The following is a 20,209-nucleotide window of genomic DNA, read 5'->3' as shown; positions in this document are numbered from 1 at the left end:
CGTGGGGTTCCACAAGCTCCTCATCGCCAACCGCGGCGAAATCGCGCTGCGCATCCTGCGCACCGCGCACCGGCTCGGCTACGCGACCGTCGCCGTCTACTCCAGCGCCGACGCCGGCTCGCCGCACGTATCGGCCGCGGACGAAGCGGTGTGCATCGGCGGGCCGCTGCCCGCGCAGTCGTACCTGGACATCCACGCCATCCTCGAAGCCGCCCGCCGCACGGGGGCCGACGCGGTCCATCCCGGCTACGGCTTCCTGGCCGAGAACGCCGGCTTCGCGCAGGCCTGCCGCGACGCGGGCCTCGTCTTCATCGGCCCCTCGCCCGAGGCCATCCGCGCGATGGCCGACAAGGCCGGTGCCAAGCGCCTGATGGCGCAGGCGGGCGTGCCCTGCATCCCCGGCTACCAGGGCGACGACCAGTCCCCCGGGCGGCTGCGCCAGGAAGCCGAGGGCATCGACTGGCCGGTGATGGTCAAGGCCACGGCCGGCGGCGGCGGGCGCGGCATGCGGCTGGTGCGCACCGCCGAGGCGTTCGACGGGCTGCTGCGCAGCGCGCAGTCGGAAGCCCTGCATGCCTTCGGCGACGCCACCGTGATCCTGGAGCGGGCCATCGAGGCGCCGCGCCACGTCGAGATCCAGGTGTTCGCGGACCGCCAGGGCAACGCCGTCCACCTGGGCGAGCGCGACTGCTCGGTGCAGCGGCGCCACCAGAAGCTGGTGGAGGAAGCGCCCTCCCCCGCCGTCGACGCCGCGCTGCGCGAACGCATGGGCGCCGCCGCCGTGGCGGCCGCCAAAGCCATCGCCTACGAAGGCGCCGGCACGCTGGAGTTCCTGCTGGACCGCGAGGGCCGCTTCTGGTTCATGGAGATGAACACGCGGCTGCAGGTGGAACACCCCGTCACCGAGGCGCTGACCGGGCTGGACCTGGTCGAGTGGCAGCTGCGCGTGGCCGCCGGCGAAGCGCTGCCGCTGCGCCAGGACGAGATCCGCTTCCAGGGCCATGCGATCGAGGTGCGCCTGTGCGCCGAGGACGCGGCGCAGGGCTTCCTGCCGCAGAGCGGCACGCTGGCCGCGTGGCAGCCGCCGCAGGGCCTGCGCGTCGAGCACGCGCTCGCGCCGGGCGCGGTCATCCCGCCCTACTACGACTCCATGATCGCCAAGCTGGTGGCGCACGGACGCACGCGAGACGAAGCGCGGCGCCGGCTCGCGCGCGGGCTGCGCGAGCTGGTGGCGCTGGGCGTGACCACCAACCAGGCCTTCCTGGCGCGCTGCCTGCTGCACCCGGCCTTCGCACGCGGTGAGGCCACGACGGCGTTCATCGGGGAACACGAGCAGGAACTCACCGCCTCCACGCCCGCCGAACGCTCGCGGGCGCGCGCCCTCGCGGCGTGGCTGCTGGTGGCCGGTCCCGCGTGGCCGGCGGGAACGCTGGCGCCGGCCCTGCCGATCGGCCTGCGCTTCGACCTCGACGGCGAAACGGTGGCCGCCGAGGTCGTGCGGACCCGCGCCACCACCTTCGAAGTGCGCATCGGTGCGGACGTGCACGCGCTGGAATGCACCGGGCTGCGACCGGACGGCGCACAGCTCGTGCTGGACGGCATCGCGCAACGGCTGGCCTTCGTGCGCGACGGCCGCGAGTTGCGCTTCCACGTCGCGGGCGCGCAGCCGCACCACGTGCGCGACCGCAGCCTGGAGCCGCTGGTGCGCGGCACCGCCTCCAACGGCGACGGCCGCGTGCGCGCCTCCATGAACGGCCGTGTCGTCGCGGTGCTGGTCGAGCCCGGCCAGAACGTCACCGCCGGGCAGGCCGTGCTGACGCTGGAGGCGATGAAGATGGAGCACGTCCACAGCGCGGCGAGCGCGGGAATCGTGAAGGCGGTGCATGCCCGCGCCGGCGACCAGGTGCAGGCCGGGCGCGTCGTGGTGGAGCTGGAGGCTCCGGCGGCGGCGTCGTAGCCCGACCGGGCGGCCGAAGCTGGTTCGGGTGGACGCTCCGTGACAAGATGGCGGCCTCCTTCGTGTCGCCACGCGCCCGCCGGGCCGCGCAAAGCACCATGAACCCACGCATCACCCTGATCACCCTGGCGGTCGACGACCTGGCGCGCGCGGTGGCGTTCTACCGCGACGGCCTGGGCCTGAGCACGCCCGGCATCGTCGGCGAGCAGTTCGAGCATGGCGCCGTCGCCTTCTTCGAGCTGGACGGCGGCCTGCGCCTGGCGGTGTGGCCGCGCGAGAGCCTGGCGCACGACGTGGGGATCGCGGTCGGCCCGCGCAGCGCCACCGAATTCGCGCTGGCGCACAACGTGCGCTCGCAAGCCGAGGTCGACGAGGTGATGGCGCAGGCCGGGAGCGCGGGAGCGACCCTCGTGAAGCCGGCCGCCAAGACCTTCTGGGGCGGGTACGCCGGCTACTTCCAGGACCCCGACGGCCACCTCTGGGAAGTGGCGTGGAACCCGGACATGCTGCCGCCCGACTGAGTGCGCCCATGTCCATCGAGCTCGACCACCTGATCGTTCCCGCCCGCGACCGCAACGCGTCGGCGGCGTTGCTCGCCCGCCTCCTGGGCGTGCCCTGGTCGCCGACCGGCATCGGGCCCTTCTCGCCGGTGTACGTGAGCGACGGCCTGACGCTGGACTTCGACCAGTGGGATGACGGTGCGCTGCCGAAGCAGCACTACTGCTTCCGCGTGTCGGAGGCGGAGTTCGACGCCCTCGTCGGCCGGCTGCGGGCGGCCGGCCTGCCCTACCGCGGCACGCCGCACGGCCCCTTCGACGGCCGCATCAACACCGACCACGGCGGCCGCATCGTGTACTGGAGCGAACCGGACGGCCACGTCTGGGAAGCGCTCACGGTCAGCTACGCCCGCCCACCCTCGACCCCTGGAGGAGCCCCGCGATGATCTCGCCCGAATTCCTGGTCACGTCCCTCGTCGTGGTGCTGATCCCCGGCACCGGCGTGCTCTACACCGTCTCCACCGGCATGGTGCAGGGGCGCGCCGCCAGCGTGTACGCCGCGCTGGGCTGCACGGCGGGCATCGTGCCGCACCTGCTGGCCACGGTGCTCGGGCTGGCCGCCGTGATGCACACCAGCGCCCTGGCCTTCCAGCTGCTCAAGTACGCGGGCGTGGCCTACCTGCTCTACGTGGCGGTGGCGACCTGGCGGGACCGCTCGGCGTTCGCGGTGGACGGCAGCGTGTCGCGCGTGTCGGCCCTGGGGCTGGTGGTGAAGGCCTTCCTGCTGAACATCCTCAACCCCAAGCTCACCATCTTCTTCCTGGCCTTCCTGCCGCAGTTCGTCGATCCGGCCGCGGGACAGCCGCTCGCGCAGCTGCTGGTGCTCAGCGCGGTCTTCATGCTGATGACGTTCGTGGTGTTCGTGGCGTACGGCTTCGTCGCGCATGCCTTCCGCACGCTGGTGATCGAGTCGGCGCGCGTGCAGCGCTGGCTGCGCTACGGCTTCGCCGCGGCCTTCGCCGGCCTGGGGGCCAGGCTGGCCGTCAGCGACCGCTGACCGCCTGCGCGGCAAAGGCCTGCCCGCGGCCAAGGAAACACCCGGCCGCTAGCATGCGGCCATGACCACCCCGCTCAAGATCGATTTCGTCTCGGACGTGGCCTGCCCCTGGTGCGCCGTCGGGCTGGCCTCGCTCGAACAGGCGCTGCGCCGGCTGGACGGCGAGGTGCCCGCCGAGGTGCACTTCAAGCCGTTCGAGCTCAATCCGCAGATGGGCCCCGACGGCCAGGACATCGGCGAGCACCTGGCGCAGAAGTACGGCTCCACGGCCGAGCAGCAGGCGCACAACTGGGAGTCGATCCGCCAGCGCGGCGCCGACCTGGGTTTCGAGTTCCGCGCGCAGGGCCGCGGCCGGGTCTGGAACACCTTCGACGCGCACCGGCTGCTGCACTGGGCCGGCCTGCAGTCCCCGCAGGCGCAACTGGCGCTCAAGAAGTCCCTGCTGGGGGTGTACTTCACCGAGGCGCGCAACGTGTCCGATCCGCAGGTGCTGCTGGGTGCCGTGGAAGCCGCGGGCCTGGACCGCCAGGCCGCGCAGACGGTGCTCTCGTCGGACACCTACGCCCGCGAGGTGCGAGAGGAAGAGGGTTTCTACACGCAGCACGGCATCCACGCCGTGCCGTCCGTGATCGTCAACGACCGCCACCTGATCCAGGGCGGCCAGCCGCCGGAAGTGTTCGAGCAGGCGCTGCGGCAGATCGCCGGCCGGGATGCCGGCTAGCGTCGCGCCTTCAGGCCGCTTCCCACAGGGCCCGCAAGGCCTGAACCTGCAGGCGGTGGTGGGCCTGGGCCCGGCGCAGCAGGCCTTCGAGCGGCCGCCGCTCCAGCTGGTTGCGCGTCTGCGACAGGTCGTGCGCCAGGTTCACCACGTCCCAGTGCGCGCACACCAGGGGATAGAGCTCCTGCATGCGGCTGCCCCGCCAGCGGGCCTGGGACTGGTAGAGCGACTGCAATCGGTCCTGCCCACGCGGCGGCGAATGGCCGCACACCAGGCAGAAGCTGTACCACTCGAAATCGCTCGCGTAATCGTCGAGCAGGGACGCGAGTTCGGGGAGGGGCGGGTGAAGCAGGCTCGACATGGTTCCTCGAAACAGCCGCCTCATGACTCCGGGCGGCGAGCACCCATGATGTCCAGCGCGAAATGGTCCAGGGGTATGCAAGCGCAAGAAGTGCAGCTCAGCGGGTGCATCAGTGGGAAATCCGACCATTCCGCGTCCGCGCGCAGCGCGTGTCTGACGTGGGAGCGCGCCGACAACGCTTGTGCCTCGTCACCGGCAGCAAGCCAGCGGTTCCCCGCTAAGTTCCACGCCATGGACGCACGCTGGCAACTCCCCCCCGACGCCCGGCCGGGCCCGGAACATCTGAGTTCCGAGGCCCGCGGCCTGTTCGCGGCCGGCTGGTATGCCACGCGCGACGAGGGCCGCCTGGTCCACCCCGTGGAGCAGACCGAGCTGCTGGTGTCGTCCGAGACCTGGCTCGCCCTGCGGGAGCTGGCCGCGAGCACGCCGGTGACGCTGGTGCCGCCGGAGCCGGCCTGAAGGACTGGACCAGCTCCACCGCATAGCGCCTTTTGCAGGAGGTGAGAGAGCTACCGAGAAGTCGCCACGGCCGCCTATTCGCGGGGAAGGAGTTTCAAGCAGGATGCCCTTGCGGCGCGCCGATCACTTGCCAGGCTCCAGCGAAGCGCGCAAGGCCGCCAGGTGCGCAAGGCGGTTGTGCGCGCGCATCGCCTCGATGCGCGTCCGGCCGTCCGCCATGGTCTGAGTGATGGCCCGTTCCATGCCGGCAAGCACGATCGTCGCCTGCATGACCACGGTGTTCGGACAGGACCTGGCCCGGAAAGCCGAGGCCGTCCAGCACGTCCGAGATCGCGGAGGTCTCGAGTTCGCTGCCGGTTCAAGCACGGCGCACTCCGTCGTCGACAACCAGTTCACCGTCCTCCTTCCTAAACGGCGTGAGCTTGCCGACAGGAAGTAGCTCAAGCACGGCCTCGGAGGGCCGGCATAGCTTGGTCCCCAGGGAGGTGCGTACAACGGGGCGATTCATCAGGAGGGGATGCTGCTGGATGAAGTCCAGCAGCTGCTCGTCGGCCCACTTCGGGTCCGCCAGGCCAAGCTCTGCGTACGGGGTTCCTTTCTCACGCAGAAGCTGCCGCAGCGGCATCTTCATTTCCGCCAGGAGCTGGCGAACCTGCTCCTTGGAGGGCGGCGTTTTCAGGTACTCGACGACAAGGGGCTCAAGGCCGGCATGCCGGATGAGCGCCAATGTGTTGCGACTCGTTCCGCAGTCCGGGTTGTGGAAGATGGTGACGTCAGACATTTGGTTTTGGCTCGATTTCGGTTGCGACCGGCGCGCCGGCGAAGACGCTGGAGATGGCGACCGCCAGAGCAGCACCCACGAGTTGCGCGCCAACGAAGCCAGGAACGCTCGCCGGTGCGATTCCGGCGAAGCTCTCCGTGAACATCCGCCCGACGGCGGCCGCCGGATTGGCGAACGAGGTTGACGCGGTGAAGAAGTACGCGCTGCCGATGTAGGCCGCCACCATTGCAGCCACGCGTGCTGCCGGTGCGCGCAGGATGACCAGGAGCAGGCCCGCGGTGGCCACAACCTCCGCGAACCACTGACCGGTACCGCTGCGAACCTTCATGGAGAGCTGCAGGATGCTCACGTCGAACATCGCATGGGCAATCCACGCCCCCACCACGGCGCCGGCAAGTTGCGCGACGACGTAGGCCGGGAGCGAAGCACGAGGCAGCAGGCCCCTGTACGCCATGACTGCGGAGACGACCGGATTGAAGTGGGCACCACTGATGGGGCCAAAAACCTCGATCAGGATGTACAGACCGCCAATGGTGGACAGCGTGTTCACGACCAGGGCGATCGCCTCGTTGGCGCCGGCCAGGCGCTCACCCATGATCCCGGAGCCGATGACGATGGCCAAGAGCAGCGCCGTGCCCAGGAACTCGGAGAACAGCTTCTGTGGGATGCTCATGTCAGGTCTTGGAGATTGCGGTCAGTGCCGGCGCAGAGTTGCCGGTGCAAAGAAGGAGCACCATGAACGGATTGGGCCATGGGCGCTCCTAGCAGCACGAAGACCCGGCCTTGACCGGAATACCCAGCGGTTTGCCACGGGGAGGGCAGCAAGCAGTGGGGGCGGCCAGCGATGCGGCCGCCTTCTGAGACTCGCTGAACACGGGGATGTCACCCAGTGTCTGGAAATGCTCCCAGGCGATGCCCTGGGGGTCGGTGACCCAGTGCTTTTCGCTGCGTGCGTAGCAGCAGGTGGTTGCGCCCTCGTCGAGGAGAGCCCCGTCGGCAGCCTCGGCGCGCGCCTTGAGCTGCGCCAGTTCCTCCGGCGTATCAGCCTGGAAGCCCAGATGGTCGATGCCAGCCTTGCTGCCCCGGGTGGAAATGGCGAAATTGAGCCTTGGGTTCTCGAGGTGCCATTTGGCGTAGTCGCCTTCTACGCGCAGGGGCTGCGTGCCGAACATCTTCGAGTAGAAAGCGATGCTCGCCTGCAGGTCCTCGACGTGGGTATGGACATGGAATCGCATGGTCAGCTCCTTGAGAAAAGGGATCAGCAACGGCAATCCGCGGCCGCGGCTTCGACTGCGCACTCGGCGCCTTGGCAGCAGTTGTCGGTGAGGTAGCCAAGCAGAGAATTCATCTGGTCGAAAGCTGCTCGGTAGATCAGGTTCCGGCTGGCGCGCTCCTGGGTCACGAGTCCGGCATTCATGAGTTCCTTCAGGTGGAACGAGAGCGAGCTCGGCGGCATTGCGAGCCCTTCGGCCATGGTGGAGGGGGTCATGCCTTGCTGACCCGCGATCACAAGAGCACGAAACACCTGGAGGCGCACGGGCTGCGCTAAGGCAGCCAGAGCCTTGACGACATCGGATTCAGTCATGGTTGAATAATCCCATTATTCCAGAAACATCGAAATAAAAGGGTTTAGCCCGAGGTTCGTGTACCGCCGGCGGTCAATGCCCCCGATGCGCGCAGCGGGGCATTGAGTCGGTTAGTCAAACACGGCGCCAGACTTCTTCGCCAGCCCGCCCCATTTCGAGATCTCGGCCCTGAGGTACGTCGCCGCCTGCTCCGCAGTTCCACCGCGTGCATCCACGCTGACTTCGGCCAGCTTCGTTCGCAGCTTTTCATCCTTGAGGGCCTGGTTCAACGCCTGGTTGGCCGCGGTGACGACTTCTGCTGGGCTTCCGGCCGGGGCCATCAGCATCGTCCAGGTCAGTGCCTGGAACTCAGAGGCGCCCGCCTCAGCCGTCGTCGGAACATCCGGCAGGACTGCGACACGCTCCGGCGCCATGACCGCCACCGCCCGCAAGGAGCCGGCACGAACGTGCGGCAACGGCGTCGGGATGTTCTCGAACATGACATGCACACGCCCCGCCAGCAGGTCCTGCAAGGCAGGCGTGCTGCTGCGGTAAGGCACGTGCTTCAGCTCGGTGCCCATCAACTGGTTGAACCAGACACCTGCGAGATGTCCCAGCGATCCATTCCCGGGAGAGCCGAAGTTGTACTGGCCGGGCTTCTCCTTCAGGATCCGGCGAAGGTCCGCGAGGTTGGTGGCACCAAGAGACGGGTGGACGAAGATGGCAATAGGCGTGGTGGCGATCAGCCCGATAGGGGAAAAGTCCTGATCCGCCCTGTATGGCAGTGCCTTGGCAATGGCAGGCGCAATGGCGTGGGTAGAGACCGTCGCGATACCCAGCGTGTACCCGTCCTTCGGAGCCTTTGCGACGGCATCTGCTCCGATGGCGCCTCCCGCCCCCGCCCGGTTGTCAATGACAACGGGCTGGCTCAGGAGTTCGCCCAGACGGGCTCCGACGAGGCGGGCTACGGCGTCCGTGGTCCCTCCGGCGGCGAACGGAACAACAAGCTTCACCGGACTCTGAGGCCAGCGGGCCTGCGCGCGAGACGCGAACGGCACGAGGCCAGTGAGCGAAAAAGCCAGGCCAGCTTTGATGAACTGCTTGCGATCCATTCTTGTCTCCTGGTAGTTTTCTATGCCTTGCTTCGCGTCAGACGTGCTGGAGCGCCTGCCGCAGGTCCGCGACAAGGTCGTCTGGATCCTCGATGCCCACGCTGAGGCGAAGCAGCCCGTCGGTGATGCCGACGGCAAGCCGCCGTTCCCTCGGGACGATGGCGTGCGTCATGGAGGCCGAGTGCTGGATGAGGGTGGACACGTCGCCCAGCGAGACCGCCAACGAGCAAAGCTTCACGTTGTCCACCAGGCGGCGCCCTTCGTCGACCCCGCCCACGTCGAAGGAGAGCATGCCCCCGAACCCCTTCATCTGCCGACGTGCGAGGACGTGCTGGGGATGGGTCTCAAGCCCTGGGTAATGGACCTCGCGCACCTTCGGATGGTTCGCCAGAAACCGCGCGAGCTTGAGCGCGTTGGAGTTGTGCCGCTCCATCCGCAGGGCCAGGGTTCGGAGGCCGCGGATGACGAGCCAGGCCGTCCATGGGGCGATGACCCCGCCCAGGACCTTGTTCGTCTGCCAGTGGGCGCGATCGACGACGTCCTTCCTGCCCACGATCACGCCTGCAGTCAAGTCGCCGTGGCCGCCCAAGTACTTCGTCGCACTGTGGACGACGACGTCGACGCCCAGGTCCAGCGGGCGCTGGTTGTAGGGCGTCGCGAACGTGTTGTCCATCACCGTGGTGATGGACTTCGATCGGGCAACGGAAACGACCGCCTCGATATCCACCATCTTCATCGTCGGATTGGCAGGAGACTCAAGGTAGAAGAGCTTGGTCTTCGGTGTCACTGCTTCCTGGTAGTTGGCCGCGTGGGTGGCGTCGACATAACTCACCTTGACGCCGAGCTTTGGCAGCAGGCCGTCCAACAACGCCCCGGTGGTCGCATAGAGGGAAGCCGGAGCCACGATGTGATCGCCGGGCTCGACGATCGAAAGGATGGCGTTGCTGATCGCGGCCATTCCGGAAGCCAGAGCCAAAGCGGCTTCGCCTCCTTCGACCTCGCACATCGCCTGTTCGAGTGCTGCCTGGGTTGGGTTGCCCATGCGGCCGTAGAAGTAGCCAGGCTTGTGGCCTTCATGGATCAGGTGGCCGTCCTCTGCATTGGGAAAGACGTGCAGTGCGGTCTGATAGATCGGGGTGGATAGCGATCCCATGTGCCGTTCGGGATCTTCACCCGCGTGCACAACGGTAGTCTCGAATGCTTGGGACGTGGAAGGGTTCATGCTTGGGACCTTCATTCAGGAGGACTTGTTCTTGGCGATAACTCGCAAGCGCGAGCTCTTCGAGGGCGAGCCGTCGCCGGCACCCCCCTCCGTGCTGTCGCAGCAAGACCCCGCGGCGGCCTGGTCCCCGGCGAAGCGGGCGAGCGCCTGCGAAAGACTGGCGAAAGCCGCGGGATTGATGCGGTAGTACACCCAGCGGCCCTTCTTTTCGGAGTGCACCAGGTCGCACTGCTGCAGCAGCTTCATGTGGTGACTGACGGTGGACTGCCCGATGCCAATGACGGACTCGATGTCGCAGGCACAGAAGCCGCCTGTCTCCTCGGCGGCCGAGCGGGAACGCAGCGGCATCGAAAGCAAGCGGACGATGCGCATGCGGACCGAGTCCCCCAGGGCCTTCAGTTGTTCATCAACGGTGAGATCGCTGGCCATACTTCTATCAATATCGATTCATCGTATTTCACCATCATCTTGATCGATGTGTCAACGCCAGATCGCGAAACAACAAACCAGGGGTTTCTACCAGCATAATCTGCCCAGCGAAGCGTGTCCGACAAGCGCTACATTGACGATCTTCGATCTGAAACAGCTGGAGCGACGGGTGTGAGCGTGACCAAAATTGAAACATCGATACGTTTCGATAACGTTGGGAAGCAGACCGGATACCTGCGCGTGCCGTATTCCTCTCACGCGTCGGCGTACGGCTGGATACCGCTCCCGTTGACTGTGATCCGGGGCGCCGCTCCAGGCCCCACCGTGCTCCTGCTGGGTGGAGTACACGGCGACGAGTACGAAGGGCAGATCGCACTGGCCAAGATGGTGCGGGCTTTCGAGTCGAAGGACGTGGCTGGCACGCTGATCGTGCTGCCATCGACCAATCTGCCTGCGGCCGTGGCCAACAACCGGCTTTCGCCGGTAGACAACGTCAATCTGAACAGAGCGTTCCCCGGGGACGCGAACGGCACGCCGACACAGATGATTGCCCACTACATCGAGGAAGTGCTTCTGCCGACCTGCGACTACGTTATCGACCTGCATTCGGGGGGCAGTTCGCTGGAATACCTCCCTTGCGTCAGGGCGCGGCTGTCCGCGAATCTCCAGATCCGGCACAAGACGCTGGAAATGGTACGGGCCTTTGATGCCGAATTTGGTGTGCTGTTTCGTCCCGCGAAGGCGGAGCCGCGAACCATGTCGGCCGCTTGTGAACGCAAGGGTGTCGTCTACATCAATCCCGAGACGGGGGGTGGCGCACGGGTCGCGCGCAAGGCGCTCCAGGCCGCACACGAGGGCACCTTGCGATGCCTGCTTGCCCTCGAGATGATTGAGGACGCATCCGCGCGCCGGTCCAGTGGCGGGACCCGCACAGCGACCCTGGTTGCAGGAGCAAGTCTGGTCCATAGCGATTCAGACGGTGTCTGGGAGCCCTTGGTCGAGCTTGGCGAAGCCGTGGTCCCCGGCCAGCCGCTCGCAGCCGTCTACAACCTCAAAAAACCCTGGTTGGCACCGCAAACCGTCTCAGGTTCTATCGCCGGCACTGTGTTGTGCAGGCGAGCGGCGGCTTGGGTCGAGGTCGGCGACTGCTTGTTCGAGATCGGCGTCGATTTCGATCCGGAGTCGGCTTAGCGGCGGAACGGAATGAAGCTTGACATCATCGACCTTCGCATCCTGTCGCAATTGCAGGCGGACGGGGCGCTTTCGAATGTGGAACTCGCCCGACGGGTCCACCTTTCGCCGTCACCGTGCCTGGTCCGAGTAAAGGCCCTGCAGGAAGCGAAGGTCATTCAACGCTACGTCGCGCTGCTGGACCCGAAGACGCTCGGACTGGATTTGAGTGTTTTCATCAGCATCAGCCTCAAGGAACAATCCCGCGATTCGCTCACAAACTTCGAGAGGCGCATCGCCGAACACGAGGAGGTGATGGAGTGCTACCTGATGACCGGCGACTGCGATTACCTCCTTCGCGTTGTAGTAAGCGACATCGGTGCGCTCGAGCGATTCATCCTCAATCAGCTCACGCCCATTCCGGGTGTCGAGACGATTCGCACCAGCTTCGCTCTGAAGCAGGTGCGCTACAAGACCGCGCTCCCGCTGCCCGGCTCAGCACAAAGGGTGACGGAGTCCGAGACCTTTCACGCGATCACCGGATGAAGACCGTGAGAGCAGGGCTGCCGTCGGCTCCTGGCCGACGCGGACATCCGCCGCGCTGGCGCAAGCCTTCCTGTGCCGTCCACCGGTCCGGGGTTGGCACGGCCTAGTCGAACAGCGCCTTGTACTGCTCCCGCAGCAGGTTCTTCTGCACCTTGCCCATGGTGTTGCGCGGCAGTTCGTCGACGACGAAGCAGCGCTTGGGGATCTTGAAGTTGGCGAGCTTCGCCTTGAGCGTGCCCACCACCGCTTCGGGCTCCAGCTTCGCACCGGGCTTGGCGATCACCACCGCCACGCCCACCTCGCCGAAGTCCGGGTGCGGCACGCCCACCAGCGCGCTCTCGGCCACGCCGGGCAGCTCGTTGATGAAGCCCTCGATCTCCGCCGGGTAGACGTTGTAGCCGCCGCTGATGATCAGGTCCTTGCTGCGGCCGACGATGTGGACGTAGCCCAGCCCGTCGACCTTTCCGACATCACCGGTCCTGAACCAGCCGTCGGCGGTGAACTCCTCGGCCGTCTTCTCCGGCATGCGCCAGTAGCCCTTGAACACGTTGGGGCCGCGAACCTGGATGCCGCCGATGTCCTCGGCGGGCAGGTCGTTGCCCTGCTCGTCGCGGATGCGCAGGCCCACGCCCGGCAGCGGGAAGCCCACGGTGCCGCCGCGCCGATCGCCCTGCTCCGGCCGGTACGGGTTGGAGGTGAGCATGATGGTCTCGCTCATGCCATAGCGCTCCAGGATGGTGTGGCCGGTGCGCTCGCGCCATTCGTTGAACGTCTCGATCAGCAGGGGCGCCGAGCCGGCGATGAACAGGCGCATGTTGCGCACCGCTTCGCGCGTGAGCCCGGTCTCGCCCAGCAGGCGCACGTACAGCGTGGGCACGCCCATGAAGACGCTGGCGCGCGGCATCGCGGCGATCACCTTCTTCGGATCGAACCTGCCCAGCCAGATCATCTTGCTGCCATTGAGCAGCGCGCCGTGCAGGGCGACGAACAGGCCGTGCACGTGGAAGATGGGCAGCGCGTGGATCAGCACGTCGCCGGGCACCCATCCCCAGTAGTCCTTGAGCACCTGCGCGTTGGACAGCAGGTTGCCGTGCGTGAGCATGGCGCCCTTGCTGCGGCCGGTGGTCCCGCTGGTGTAGAGGATGGCCGCGAGGTCGTCCTCGCCCAGGACGGCCACCTCGTGCCGGTCGGAGTGCTGGGCCGCGCGATCGAGCAGCGAGCCGGTGCGGTCGTCGCCCAGCGTGAACACGTTCTGCGTGCCGGCCTGGAAGGCGATCTTGCTCACCCAGCCGAAGTTCTTCGGGCTGCACACCACCACGGCCGGTTCGGCGTTGGCGATGAAGTATTCGATCTCCGCGCTCTGGTAGGCGGTGTTGAGCGGCAGGAAGACGCAGCCGGCCCGCAGCGTGGCCAGGTACAGCATCATGGCCTCGACCGACTTCTCCACCTGCACCGCGATGCGTGAGCCTGCGGGCAGCTTCAGCGACGCCAGCAGGTTGGCCATCATGGCCGTGGCCCGGTCCAGGTCGCGCCAGCTGTAGGCCAGCTCGTCGTCGGTTTCCACCGCGACCTGGTCGAGGTCCTTCGGGAAGGCCGCCCGCAGGGCGGCGAAGAGGTTCTGGTTCTTCATTCTTTCAACGGGAAGGCCCGGCGCGCGGGCGAGCCGCGGCGGCCGGGCCTTTCGGCAATGAGGGTCAGTCGGCCTTCACGTTGGCGGTCTTGACCACCTGGTTCCAGCGCTTGATCTCGTCGGCGATGAAGGCGGCGAACTGCGGCTGCGTGAGGTTGGGGAACTCGGCGCCCTGGTTGGCCCAGATGGCCTTGAGCTCGTCGCTCTGGACCGCCTTGCGCACTTCGTCGGCGATGCGGGTGGCGACGTCCGGCGGCGTGCCGCGCGGCGCCCACAGGCCATACCAGGTGGTGACCGTGTAGTCGGGCAGGCCCACTTCGGCGGCGCTGGGCACGTCGGGCAGCGCGGGGTTGCGCTTGTTGCCCGACACCATCAGCGCCTTGATGCGGCCGCCCTTGATGTGGCCGGCCGAGGAGCCCAGGCCGTCGAACATCAGGTCGGCGCTGCCGGTGATCAGGTCCTGCAGCGCCGGGCCGGCGCCGCGGTACGGGATGTGGGTGATGAAGGTCCGCGTCTGGATCTTGAACAGCTCGCCGGCCAGGTGGTGCGAGGTGCCGTTGCCCGCCGACGCGTAGTTGTAGCGGCCGGGGTTGCGCTTGATCAGGTCGAGGAAGGCCTTGAAGTCGCCGGCGTCGATGCGCTTGGGATTGACCACCACCACCTGCGGCACGCGGGCCACCAGCGAGATCGGCACGAAGTCCTTCTGCAGGTCGTAATCGAGCTTGCTGTAGATGGACGGGGCGATGGTGTGGTGCACCGCGCCCATGAACAGGTTGTAGCCGTCCGGCGCCAGCTTGGCCGCCGCCGAGGCGCCCAGGGTGCCGCCGGCGCCGCCGCGGTTGTCGATGATCAGCTGGCGGCCGGTCTGCTTGGCGAACTGCGCGGCGAGCGGGCGGGCGAAAGCGTCGGTGCCACCGCCGGCCGGGAACGGCACGACCACCGTCACCGGTCGCGAGGGCCAGCCATTGCCCTGGGCGAAGGCCATCGGGGTCACGGCCGCCGCGGCGGCGGCGCGCAGCACGTCGCGGCGCTGTAAGCCGAATGCTTTCATTTGCTTGTCTCCTTGTCTTTTCGTTCGCGAAACGGTCAACCGTACAGGTCTTCGATGGCGCCGGAAATCGGGATTTGTCCCTGCGCGAGCATGGCGCGGTGCTTGTCCAGGCGCTTGGGATCGTAGAGGTAATTGACCATCAGGCCGAACGACTGCTTCAGGCCCTTGGCCGAAGGATCGGCCGCCCAGTTGAGCCTTTCCACCCGCGCGCCGTTGCCCAGGTGGAAGCGCGCGACGGGATCCAGGGGCCGGCCTTCGTCCAGCTCGCGCCCCAGGTAGCGCGCGGCCCACGCGAGCAGCTGCGCGCGCGCCCCGGACTTGGGCGGCAGCGACAGCGGATCGTCCAGCGCCGCCATCAGCTCCGGGGGCGCATGCCTGGCCATCCAGTGGCGCAGCCCGGGGATGGGCGAGAGCGTCGCGAAAGTCTTCAAGCGGGGGAATTCGGCCCTGAGCGTTTCCACCACGTGCTTGATCAGCGAATCGCCGAAGCTCACGCCCCTGAGGCCCGGCTGCGTGTTGCTGATCGAATAGAAGATGGCCGTGGTCGCGCGCACCAGGTCCGACTCGGGACCGGTCTCGTCCAGCAGCGGCGTGATGCTGTCGGCGATGCCGTCCATCAGGGCCACCTCCACGAAGATCAGCGGCTCGCCGGGCATGCGCGGATGGAAGAAGCCGTAGCAGCGCCGGTCGCTGTCCAGGCGGTTCTTGACGTCGGCCCAGCTGCGGATGTCGTGCACCGCCTCGTACTTGATCAACTTCTCCACCAGCGACGCCGGCGAGTCCCAGCTGATGCGGTGCAGTTCGAGGAAGGCGACGTCGAACCAGGTGGAGAGCAGGTTCTCCAGCTCGGCGTCCAGCGGCAGCAGGCGGCGGTCGGCCTTCAGGTGCGGCAGCAGGTCGGCGCGCATCCGCACCAGGAAATGCAGGCCGTCGGGCGAGCCGGCGAAGCGCTGCAGCAGCCGCGTGCGCGGCGAGGTGAACGCGCGGCGCAGGCGGATCTCGGCGTGGCCCTCGTCGGGCGTGCCCAGCGCGGCCTCGTAGTGCTCGCGCGCGGCGCGCACCTTGCCGGCATCGGGCGCGAACTGCTCGCTCATCAGCAGCCAGGCGTCGTGCCGCTCCTCGGGGGAAGCCTCGGCGTACCACTGCATGAAGGCATGGGCCAGGCGCGCGCCTTCGACCTCGCTCACGCGCGGGTCGACCACGGCCTGCAGCTCGGCGAGCGCGCGGCGCAGCGCCCGCGGCGTCAGCGCCTCCGGCTCGCGCCGCAACGTGGCTTGCAGGCGCTCGCTGGTAGAGCGCACGTCGGGCGGGGTCTTCGGTGCGGGCTTGGCATCGCCCGTGCGCAGCAGCGCGAAGCTGCGGCTGAGCCAGTCGCCGGCCACGCTCATGCGGCGCGCCTCGATTGGGTATCCGGCTCGCGCGCCGCGGGCGAGCGCCGCTGCGCCCAAAGCCACAGCGCGATGCCGGCCAGGACCATGGGCACGCACAGCCACTGGCCCATGCTCAGGCCGGTCTGGTCCTTCAGCCAGAGCAGGTGCGCATCGGGCTCGCGGAAGAATTCGGCGATGAAGCGGAACACGCCATAGCCCACCAGGAACATGGCCGAGACCTGCGCCTCTCGCCGCTCCTTGCGGGCATACAGCCAAAGCAGCACGAACAGCAGCACGCCTTCGAGCAGGAACTGGTAGACCTGCGACGGGTGACGCGGGATGAGCGAGCCGCTCTGCGGGAACACCATGGCCCACGGCAGCGACGGGTCGGCCGCGCGGCCCCAGAGCTCGCCGTTGATGAAGTTGCCGACGCGGCCGGCCGCCAGGCCCAGCGGCACGCAGGGCGCCACGAAGTCCATCACCTGCCAGAACGGCTTGCCGCGCGAGCGCGCATACCACCACTGCGAGACGATCACGCCCAGCATGCCGCCATGGAAGCTCATGCCGCCCTGCCAGATGAAGAAGACCTCCAGCGGATGCGCGGCGTAGTACGCCGGCTTGTAGAACAGGCAATAGCCCAGCCGGCCGCCGAGGATGACGCCGACCACGCCGAGGAACAGCATGTCCTCGATGTCCTGGCGGCTCCACAGGCCCTGCAGCGAAGCGTAGGGCTCGTGCCGCAGGCGGCGCGTGGCCAGGAAGAAGAACAGGCCGAAGGCGGCCAGGTAGGTCAGGCCGTACCAGTGCACCGCCAGCGGGCCGAGCTGGATCGCGATGGGGTCGATCTTGGGGTGGATCAGCATCCAGCCATTGTGCCCGCGCGAGCTCAGCCCGGCGCCACCTGGCGCCTGGCAAAAGCCACGAACCGCGCCAGCGCCGAGCCCGGCTCCGGCCGCCATGCGAGGCTGGTCTCGCAGCGCGGCACCTTCAGCCCCTGCGCGCCGCCGAGCGTTCGGTAGGCCACGCCGGGGCGCTGGAACTGTCGCACGCTCTCGGGCACCCAGGCCAGGCCCAGGCCCGCCGACACCAGGTTGACGATGGTCTGCATCTGGATCGCCTCCTGCGCCACCCGGGGCTCGCGGCCGGCGGCGTGGTACAGGCCGAACAGCGCGTCGTGCAGCGAAGGCAGGATGCGCCGCGGGAACAGCACCAGCGGCTCGTCCATCACCCTGGCCAGCGAGAGGTTGCGCGCCACCGCGAGGGGGTGCTGTTCCGGCAGCGCCAGCACCAGCGGCTCGCGCGCGATGCGCAGGTGCGCCAGGCCGGCGGGGGCGAAGCCGGGCGAATGCAGCAGGAAACCGGCATCGATCTCGCCGCGCTCGATGGCGGGCAGCTGCACGTCGCCGGTGGCCTCGACCAGCTCCAGCCTCGTGTGCGGGTGCTCGGCCCGGTAGGCCCGCACCCACGCCGGCAGCAGGCTGAAGCCCACGGTGGAGACGAAGGCCAGCCGCAGGTGGCCGGCCTCGCCCTGCGCGGCCGCGCGCGCCTGGGCCGGCAGCGCCAGCGCCCGCGACAGCAGCGCCTGGGCTTCGGGCAGCAGCGCGGCGCCCGCCTCGGTGAGCTGCACGCTGCGCTTGGTGCGGTCGAACAGGCGCACGCCCAACAGGCGCTCGAGCTGGGCGATGCCCTGGGTGAGCGGCGGCTGGGTCATGTTGAGGCGCTCGGCCGCGCGGCCGAAGTGCAGCGTCTCGGCGACGGCCGCGAACTGGCGCCAGAGGCGCAACTCGACCAGCGGTGGATTCATATGCAACGCATATTAATCACCACCGGAAAATGGATTGGAAGCAATCAGCCCCGGCCCGCATACTCCTGCCTTTTCGCCAGACACCCCAGGAGACGCCATGGCCGACCAACCGATCCGCCTGCACCTGCGCAGCAGCAACATCACCGAGGGCAAGTCGCGCGCGCCCAACCGGTCCATGTACTACGGCATGGGCTACAAGGAGACCGACTTCGGCAAGCCCATGGTCGGCGTGGCCAACGGCCACAGCACCATCACGCCGTGCAACAGCGGCCTGCAGAAGCTGGCCGACGCGGCCGTGGCCGGCATCGAGGAAGCCGGCGGCAACCCGCAGATCTTCGGCACGCCCACCATCAGCGACGGCATGGCCATGGGCACCGAGGGCATGAAGTATTCGCTGGTCAGCCGCGAGGTGATCGCCGACTGCATCGAGACCTGCGTGCAGGGCCAGTGGATGGACGGCGTGGTGGTCATCGGCGGCTGCGACAAGAACATGCCCGGCGGCCTGATGGGCATCCTGCGCGCCAACGTTCCTTCGATCTACGTCTACGGCGGCACCATCCTGCCCGGCAAGTGGAAGGGACAGGACCTGAACATCGTGAGCGTGTTCGAGGCCGTGGGCCAGAACTCCGCCGGCAAGATCAGCGACCAGGAACTCAAGGACATCGAGCAGCACGCCATCCCCGGCACCGGCTCGTGCGGCGGCATGTACACCGCCAACACCATGAGCTCCGCCTTCGAGGCGCTGGGCATGTCCCTGCCCTACTCCTCCACCATGGCCAACCCGCACGACGAGAAGCAGAACTCGGCCAAGGAATCGGCCAAGGTGCTGATGGAGGCGATCAGGAAGGACATCAAGCCGCGCGACATCGTGACGCGCAAGTCGCTGGAGAACGCGGTGGCGGTCATCATGGCCACGGGCGGCTCGACCAACGCGGTGCTGCACTTCCTGGCCATCGCGCACGCGGCCGGCGTCGAGTGGACCATCGACGACTTCGAGCGCATCCGCAGGCGCACGCCGGTGATCTGCGACCTCAAGCCCTCGGGCAAGTACCTGGCGGTCGACCTGCACCAGGCCGGCGGCATCCCGCAGGTGATGAAGGTGCTGCTCAAGGCCGGCCTGCTGCACGGCGACTGCCAGACCATCACCGGCAAGACGATTGCCGAAGTGCTGGCCGACGTGCCGGACCAGCCGCGCGCCGACCAGGACGTGATCCGCTCCATCGACAAGCCGCTCTACAAGGAAGGCCACCTGGCCATCCTCAAGGGCAACCTGTCGCCCGAAGGCGCGGTGGCCAAGATCACCGGCCTGAAGAACCCGGTGATCACCGGCCCGGCCCGCGTGTTCGACGACGAGCAGTCGGCGCTGCAGGCCATCCTGGACGGCAAGATCAAGGCCGGCGACGTGATGGTGCTGCGCTACCTGGGCCCCAAGGGCGGCCCGGGCATGCCGGAGATGCTCGCGCCGACCGGCGCGCTGATCGGCGCCGGCCTGGGCGAGAGCGTGGGCCTGATCACCGACGGGCGCTTCTCCGGGGGCACCTGGGGCATGGTGGTCGGCCACGTGGCGCCGGAGGCGGCGGCGGGCGGCAACATCGCGCTGGTGAAGGAAGGCGACTCGATCACCATCGATGCGCACCAGCTCAAGCTGGAGCTGAACGTGGCGGACGGCGAGCTGGCCAAGCGGCGGTCGGCGTGGAAGGCACCCGAGCCGCGCTACACGCGTGGCGTGCAGGCCAAGTTCGCGTTCAATGCGTCGAGCGCGAGCAAGGGGGCGGTGCTGGATCACTTCTGAGCTGGGGGTCGCTTTGGGGCGTCGGCGAGTCGGCGAGTCGGCGAGTCGGCGAGTCGGCGAGTCGGGCGGCGGGGGCGGCGGCAGGGGGTCCCCGGCGGGGGGCTCATGCTGTGCCTCTCCGCCTGCTTCGCTTTCGCTCGCAGTGCTGCGCGCATCGCTTGAGTGGTGCGGGCCCTCGCGGAAAAACTCACTCCGCGCTGCTGCGCACCGCTCCGTTCAGACAGCTTCCGCGAGTCAGTGGTTGATCAACGAGCTGCGCCCGCTGGCCGCGGGCTCGCAGGGCCCGCACCACTGCGCGACGCTCGGCACAGAAATCGCCCCCCGCCGGGGACCCCCTGCCGCTGGGCACAGTGGTGGGTCGCTGGGCAGGGCCCTCACCGTCACTCCGCTCCATCACTCCGCGCCGTCATTCCGCTTCTCCCTGCCCGTCACGCCCGCTCACTTACGCCGTCATTCCCGCGGAGGCGGGAATCCAGTGCGTCCGCCTTCAGCGGACTGCCGGAAGCCCTGGATCCCCGCCTTCGCGGGGATGACGGTGGCAAAAAAAGCGATTGGCGGCGGCGAGGCGCCGAGGGTTTCCTGCTCGCATTCGCACCCTGCTCCCACGCGGCAGGCGGTGCCTGGCCCGGGCGATTTGTGGGACGAGCCGGGCTTTCCGCGGCCCGGCCGTTGCGAGCCGCAGGCGAGC

The 20,209-nt window shown here is 68.1% G+C and carries 23 protein-coding genes; 9 read left to right on the top strand and 14 right to left on the bottom strand.

The genetic code is table 11. The features are described 5' to 3' along the window. The first annotated feature begins 1 nt into the window (after position 1). The 5 genes from ASG30_RS04960 to ASG30_RS04940 all read left to right on the top strand — a co-directional run bounded on the left by ASG30_RS04960 (position 2) and on the right by ASG30_RS04940 (position 4,232). On the top strand, positions 2-1,957 hold the full coding sequence (locus tag ASG30_RS04960) for an acetyl/propionyl/methylcrotonyl-CoA carboxylase subunit alpha (RefSeq protein ID WP_055893515.1): 1,956 nt from the start codon (positions 2-4) through the stop codon (positions 1,955-1,957). A gap of 98 nt (positions 1,958-2,055) precedes the next feature. Then, positions 2,056-2,478: a VOC family protein gene (locus ASG30_RS04955; RefSeq protein ID WP_055893756.1), complete on the top strand. Its 423-nt coding sequence runs from the start codon at positions 2,056-2,058 to the stop codon at positions 2,476-2,478. Between the two features lie 8 nt (positions 2,479-2,486). Further along, positions 2,487-2,900: a VOC family protein gene (locus ASG30_RS04950; RefSeq protein ID WP_055893513.1), complete on the top strand. Its 414-nt coding sequence runs from the start codon at positions 2,487-2,489 to the stop codon at positions 2,898-2,900. Then, positions 2,897-3,511, top strand: a complete 615-nt coding sequence (locus tag ASG30_RS04945; protein WP_055893510.1) for a LysE family translocator — start codon at positions 2,897-2,899, stop codon at positions 3,509-3,511. The genes ASG30_RS04950 and ASG30_RS04945 overlap by 4 nt, the downstream gene beginning before the upstream one ends. A gap of 61 nt (positions 3,512-3,572) precedes the next feature. Continuing rightward, positions 3,573-4,232 carry a DsbA family oxidoreductase gene (locus ASG30_RS04940; protein WP_055893508.1) on the top strand — a complete coding sequence of 220 codons (660 nt, stop codon included), beginning with the start codon at positions 3,573-3,575 and terminating at the stop codon, positions 4,230-4,232. Between the two features lie 10 nt (positions 4,233-4,242). On the opposite strand, the gene ASG30_RS04935 is transcribed toward ASG30_RS04940, so the two are convergent. Then, complete coding sequence (locus tag ASG30_RS04935) at positions 4,243-4,590, bottom strand: hypothetical protein (protein ID WP_055893504.1); 348 nt, start codon at positions 4,588-4,590, stop codon at positions 4,243-4,245. Between the two features lie 231 nt (positions 4,591-4,821). On the opposite strand from ASG30_RS04935, the gene ASG30_RS04930 reads away from it, so the two are divergent. Then, on the top strand, positions 4,822-5,049 hold the full coding sequence (locus ASG30_RS04930; RefSeq protein ID WP_055893502.1) for a hypothetical protein: 228 nt from the start codon (positions 4,822-4,824) through the stop codon (positions 5,047-5,049). Between the two features lie 123 nt (positions 5,050-5,172). Here ASG30_RS04930 and ASG30_RS22435 read toward each other — a convergent pair whose 3' ends face one another. The 8 genes from ASG30_RS22435 to ASG30_RS04895 form a co-directional block, all read right to left on the bottom strand. Beyond that, positions 5,173-5,319: a hypothetical protein gene (locus ASG30_RS22435; RefSeq protein ID WP_156385430.1), complete on the bottom strand. Its 147-nt coding sequence runs from the start codon at positions 5,317-5,319 to the stop codon at positions 5,173-5,175. An 88-nt stretch (positions 5,320-5,407) separates the two neighbouring features. Next, on the bottom strand, positions 5,408-5,830 hold the full coding sequence (gene arsC / locus ASG30_RS04925) for an arsenate reductase (glutaredoxin) (protein WP_055893498.1): 423 nt from the start codon (positions 5,828-5,830) through the stop codon (positions 5,408-5,410). Next, a complete protein-coding gene (locus ASG30_RS04920) occupies positions 5,823-6,503 on the bottom strand; it encodes an aquaporin (RefSeq protein ID WP_055893496.1) in 681 nt (226 codons plus the stop codon). Before ASG30_RS04920 ends, arsC begins: the two co-directional genes overlap by 8 nt. A gap of 88 nt (positions 6,504-6,591) precedes the next feature. Beyond that, entirely contained in the window at positions 6,592-7,065 is a 474-nt protein-coding gene (locus ASG30_RS04915) for an ArsI/CadI family heavy metal resistance metalloenzyme (protein ID WP_055893493.1), read from the bottom strand. A 23-nt stretch (positions 7,066-7,088) separates the two neighbouring features. Next, complete coding sequence (locus tag ASG30_RS04910; protein ID WP_055893491.1) at positions 7,089-7,415, bottom strand: ArsR/SmtB family transcription factor; 327 nt, start codon at positions 7,413-7,415, stop codon at positions 7,089-7,091. A gap of 111 nt (positions 7,416-7,526) precedes the next feature. After that, a complete protein-coding gene (locus tag ASG30_RS04905; protein WP_055893488.1) occupies positions 7,527-8,507 on the bottom strand; it encodes a Bug family tripartite tricarboxylate transporter substrate binding protein in 981 nt (326 codons plus the stop codon). Between the two features lie 37 nt (positions 8,508-8,544). Continuing rightward, complete coding sequence (locus ASG30_RS04900) at positions 8,545-9,729, bottom strand: trans-sulfuration enzyme family protein (protein ID WP_055893754.1); 1,185 nt, start codon at positions 9,727-9,729, stop codon at positions 8,545-8,547. Between the two features lie 15 nt (positions 9,730-9,744). Further along, the gene (locus ASG30_RS04895) at positions 9,745-10,158 is read right to left on the bottom strand and encodes an ArsR/SmtB family transcription factor (RefSeq protein ID WP_055893486.1); all 414 of its coding nucleotides are present in this window, start codon (positions 10,156-10,158) and stop codon (positions 9,745-9,747) included. A 114-nt stretch (positions 10,159-10,272) separates the two neighbouring features. On the opposite strand from ASG30_RS04895, the gene ASG30_RS04890 reads away from it, so the two are divergent. Beyond that, the gene (locus ASG30_RS04890) at positions 10,273-11,349 is read left to right on the top strand and encodes a succinylglutamate desuccinylase/aspartoacylase family protein (RefSeq protein WP_082521907.1); all 1,077 of its coding nucleotides are present in this window, start codon (positions 10,273-10,275) and stop codon (positions 11,347-11,349) included. Positions 11,350-11,361: 12 nt separating this feature from the next. Then, a complete protein-coding gene (locus tag ASG30_RS04885; protein ID WP_055893480.1) occupies positions 11,362-11,874 on the top strand; it encodes an Lrp/AsnC family transcriptional regulator in 513 nt (170 codons plus the stop codon). Between the two features lie 103 nt (positions 11,875-11,977). Here ASG30_RS04885 and ASG30_RS04880 read toward each other — a convergent pair whose 3' ends face one another. From ASG30_RS04880 to ASG30_RS04860, 5 genes are all read right to left on the bottom strand, one after another. Continuing rightward, complete coding sequence (locus tag ASG30_RS04880; protein WP_055893477.1) at positions 11,978-13,504, bottom strand: malonate--CoA ligase; 1,527 nt, start codon at positions 13,502-13,504, stop codon at positions 11,978-11,980. A 64-nt stretch (positions 13,505-13,568) separates the two neighbouring features. Beyond that, positions 13,569-14,555 carry a Bug family tripartite tricarboxylate transporter substrate binding protein gene (locus ASG30_RS04875; RefSeq protein WP_055893473.1) on the bottom strand — a complete coding sequence of 329 codons (987 nt, stop codon included), beginning with the start codon at positions 14,553-14,555 and terminating at the stop codon, positions 13,569-13,571. 35 nt (positions 14,556-14,590) lie between these two features. After that, a complete protein-coding gene (locus tag ASG30_RS04870) occupies positions 14,591-15,943 on the bottom strand; it encodes a malonyl-CoA decarboxylase (RefSeq protein WP_055893469.1) in 1,353 nt (450 codons plus the stop codon). After that, positions 15,940-16,788 (bottom strand): prolipoprotein diacylglyceryl transferase, encoded by an 849-nt coding sequence (gene lgt / locus ASG30_RS04865; protein ID WP_055893467.1) that lies wholly within the window; start codon positions 16,786-16,788, stop codon positions 15,940-15,942. The genes ASG30_RS04870 and lgt overlap by 4 nt, the downstream gene beginning before the upstream one ends. Positions 16,789-16,811: 23 nt before the next feature. Then, a complete protein-coding gene (locus tag ASG30_RS04860; RefSeq protein WP_055893464.1) occupies positions 16,812-17,729 on the bottom strand; it encodes a LysR family transcriptional regulator in 918 nt (305 codons plus the stop codon). 97 nt (positions 17,730-17,826) lie between these two features. Here ASG30_RS04860 and ilvD point away from each other — a divergent pair, with 97 nt between their 5' ends. Continuing rightward, entirely contained in the window at positions 17,827-19,521 is a 1,695-nt protein-coding gene (gene ilvD, locus ASG30_RS04855; RefSeq protein ID WP_055893461.1) for a dihydroxy-acid dehydratase, read from the top strand. Positions 19,522-20,209: the final 688 nt, after the last annotated feature.

This window comes from Ramlibacter sp. Leaf400, from assembly GCF_001424545.1.
GTDB lineage: Bacteria > Pseudomonadota > Gammaproteobacteria > Burkholderiales > Burkholderiaceae_C > Ramlibacter.
This window is presented reverse-complemented; position numbering and strand designations above follow the sequence as displayed.

What these genes read in the sequence shown, in the direction of transcription:
- ASG30_RS04905 (WP_055893488.1), bottom strand. Translation starts at nt 8,507, where the DNA reads ATGGATCGCAAGCAGTTCATCAAAGCTGGCCTGGCTTTTTCGCTCACT.
- ASG30_RS04875 (WP_055893473.1), bottom strand. Translation starts at nt 14,555, where the DNA reads ATGAAAGCATTCGGCTTACAGCGCCGCGACGTGCTGCGCGCCGCCGCC.
- lgt (WP_055893467.1), bottom strand. Translation starts at nt 16,788, where the DNA reads ATGCTGATCCACCCCAAGATCGACCCCATCGCGATCCAGCTCGGCCCG.
- ASG30_RS04910 (WP_055893491.1), bottom strand. Translation starts at nt 7,415, where the DNA reads ATGACTGAATCCGATGTCGTCAAGGCTCTGGCTGCCTTAGCGCAGCCC.
- ASG30_RS04900 (WP_055893754.1), bottom strand. Translation starts at nt 9,729, where the DNA reads ATGAACCCTTCCACGTCCCAAGCATTCGAGACTACCGTTGTGCACGCG.
- ASG30_RS04880 (WP_055893477.1), bottom strand. Translation starts at nt 13,504, where the DNA reads ATGAAGAACCAGAACCTCTTCGCCGCCCTGCGGGCGGCCTTCCCGAAG.
- ASG30_RS04930 (WP_055893502.1), top strand. Translation starts at nt 4,822, where the DNA reads ATGGACGCACGCTGGCAACTCCCCCCCGACGCCCGGCCGGGCCCGGAA.
- ASG30_RS22435 (WP_156385430.1), bottom strand. Translation starts at nt 5,319, where the DNA reads ATGCAGGCGACGATCGTGCTTGCCGGCATGGAACGGGCCATCACTCAG.
- arsC (WP_055893498.1), bottom strand. Translation starts at nt 5,830, where the DNA reads ATGTCTGACGTCACCATCTTCCACAACCCGGACTGCGGAACGAGTCGC.
- ASG30_RS04955 (WP_055893756.1), top strand. Translation starts at nt 2,056, where the DNA reads ATGAACCCACGCATCACCCTGATCACCCTGGCGGTCGACGACCTGGCG.
- ASG30_RS04920 (WP_055893496.1), bottom strand. Translation starts at nt 6,503, where the DNA reads ATGAGCATCCCACAGAAGCTGTTCTCCGAGTTCCTGGGCACGGCGCTG.
- ASG30_RS04895 (WP_055893486.1), bottom strand. Translation starts at nt 10,158, where the DNA reads ATGGCCAGCGATCTCACCGTTGATGAACAACTGAAGGCCCTGGGGGAC.
- ASG30_RS04945 (WP_055893510.1), top strand. Translation starts at nt 2,897, where the DNA reads ATGATCTCGCCCGAATTCCTGGTCACGTCCCTCGTCGTGGTGCTGATC.
- ilvD (WP_055893461.1), top strand. Translation starts at nt 17,827, where the DNA reads ATGGCCGACCAACCGATCCGCCTGCACCTGCGCAGCAGCAACATCACC.
- ASG30_RS04915 (WP_055893493.1), bottom strand. Translation starts at nt 7,065, where the DNA reads ATGCGATTCCATGTCCATACCCACGTCGAGGACCTGCAGGCGAGCATC.
- ASG30_RS04885 (WP_055893480.1), top strand. Translation starts at nt 11,362, where the DNA reads ATGAAGCTTGACATCATCGACCTTCGCATCCTGTCGCAATTGCAGGCG.
- ASG30_RS04860 (WP_055893464.1), bottom strand. Translation starts at nt 17,729, where the DNA reads ATGAATCCACCGCTGGTCGAGTTGCGCCTCTGGCGCCAGTTCGCGGCC.
- ASG30_RS04870 (WP_055893469.1), bottom strand. Translation starts at nt 15,943, where the DNA reads ATGAGCGTGGCCGGCGACTGGCTCAGCCGCAGCTTCGCGCTGCTGCGC.
- ASG30_RS04940 (WP_055893508.1), top strand. Translation starts at nt 3,573, where the DNA reads ATGACCACCCCGCTCAAGATCGATTTCGTCTCGGACGTGGCCTGCCCC.
- ASG30_RS04935 (WP_055893504.1), bottom strand. Translation starts at nt 4,590, where the DNA reads ATGTCGAGCCTGCTTCACCCGCCCCTCCCCGAACTCGCGTCCCTGCTC.
- ASG30_RS04950 (WP_055893513.1), top strand. Translation starts at nt 2,487, where the DNA reads ATGTCCATCGAGCTCGACCACCTGATCGTTCCCGCCCGCGACCGCAAC.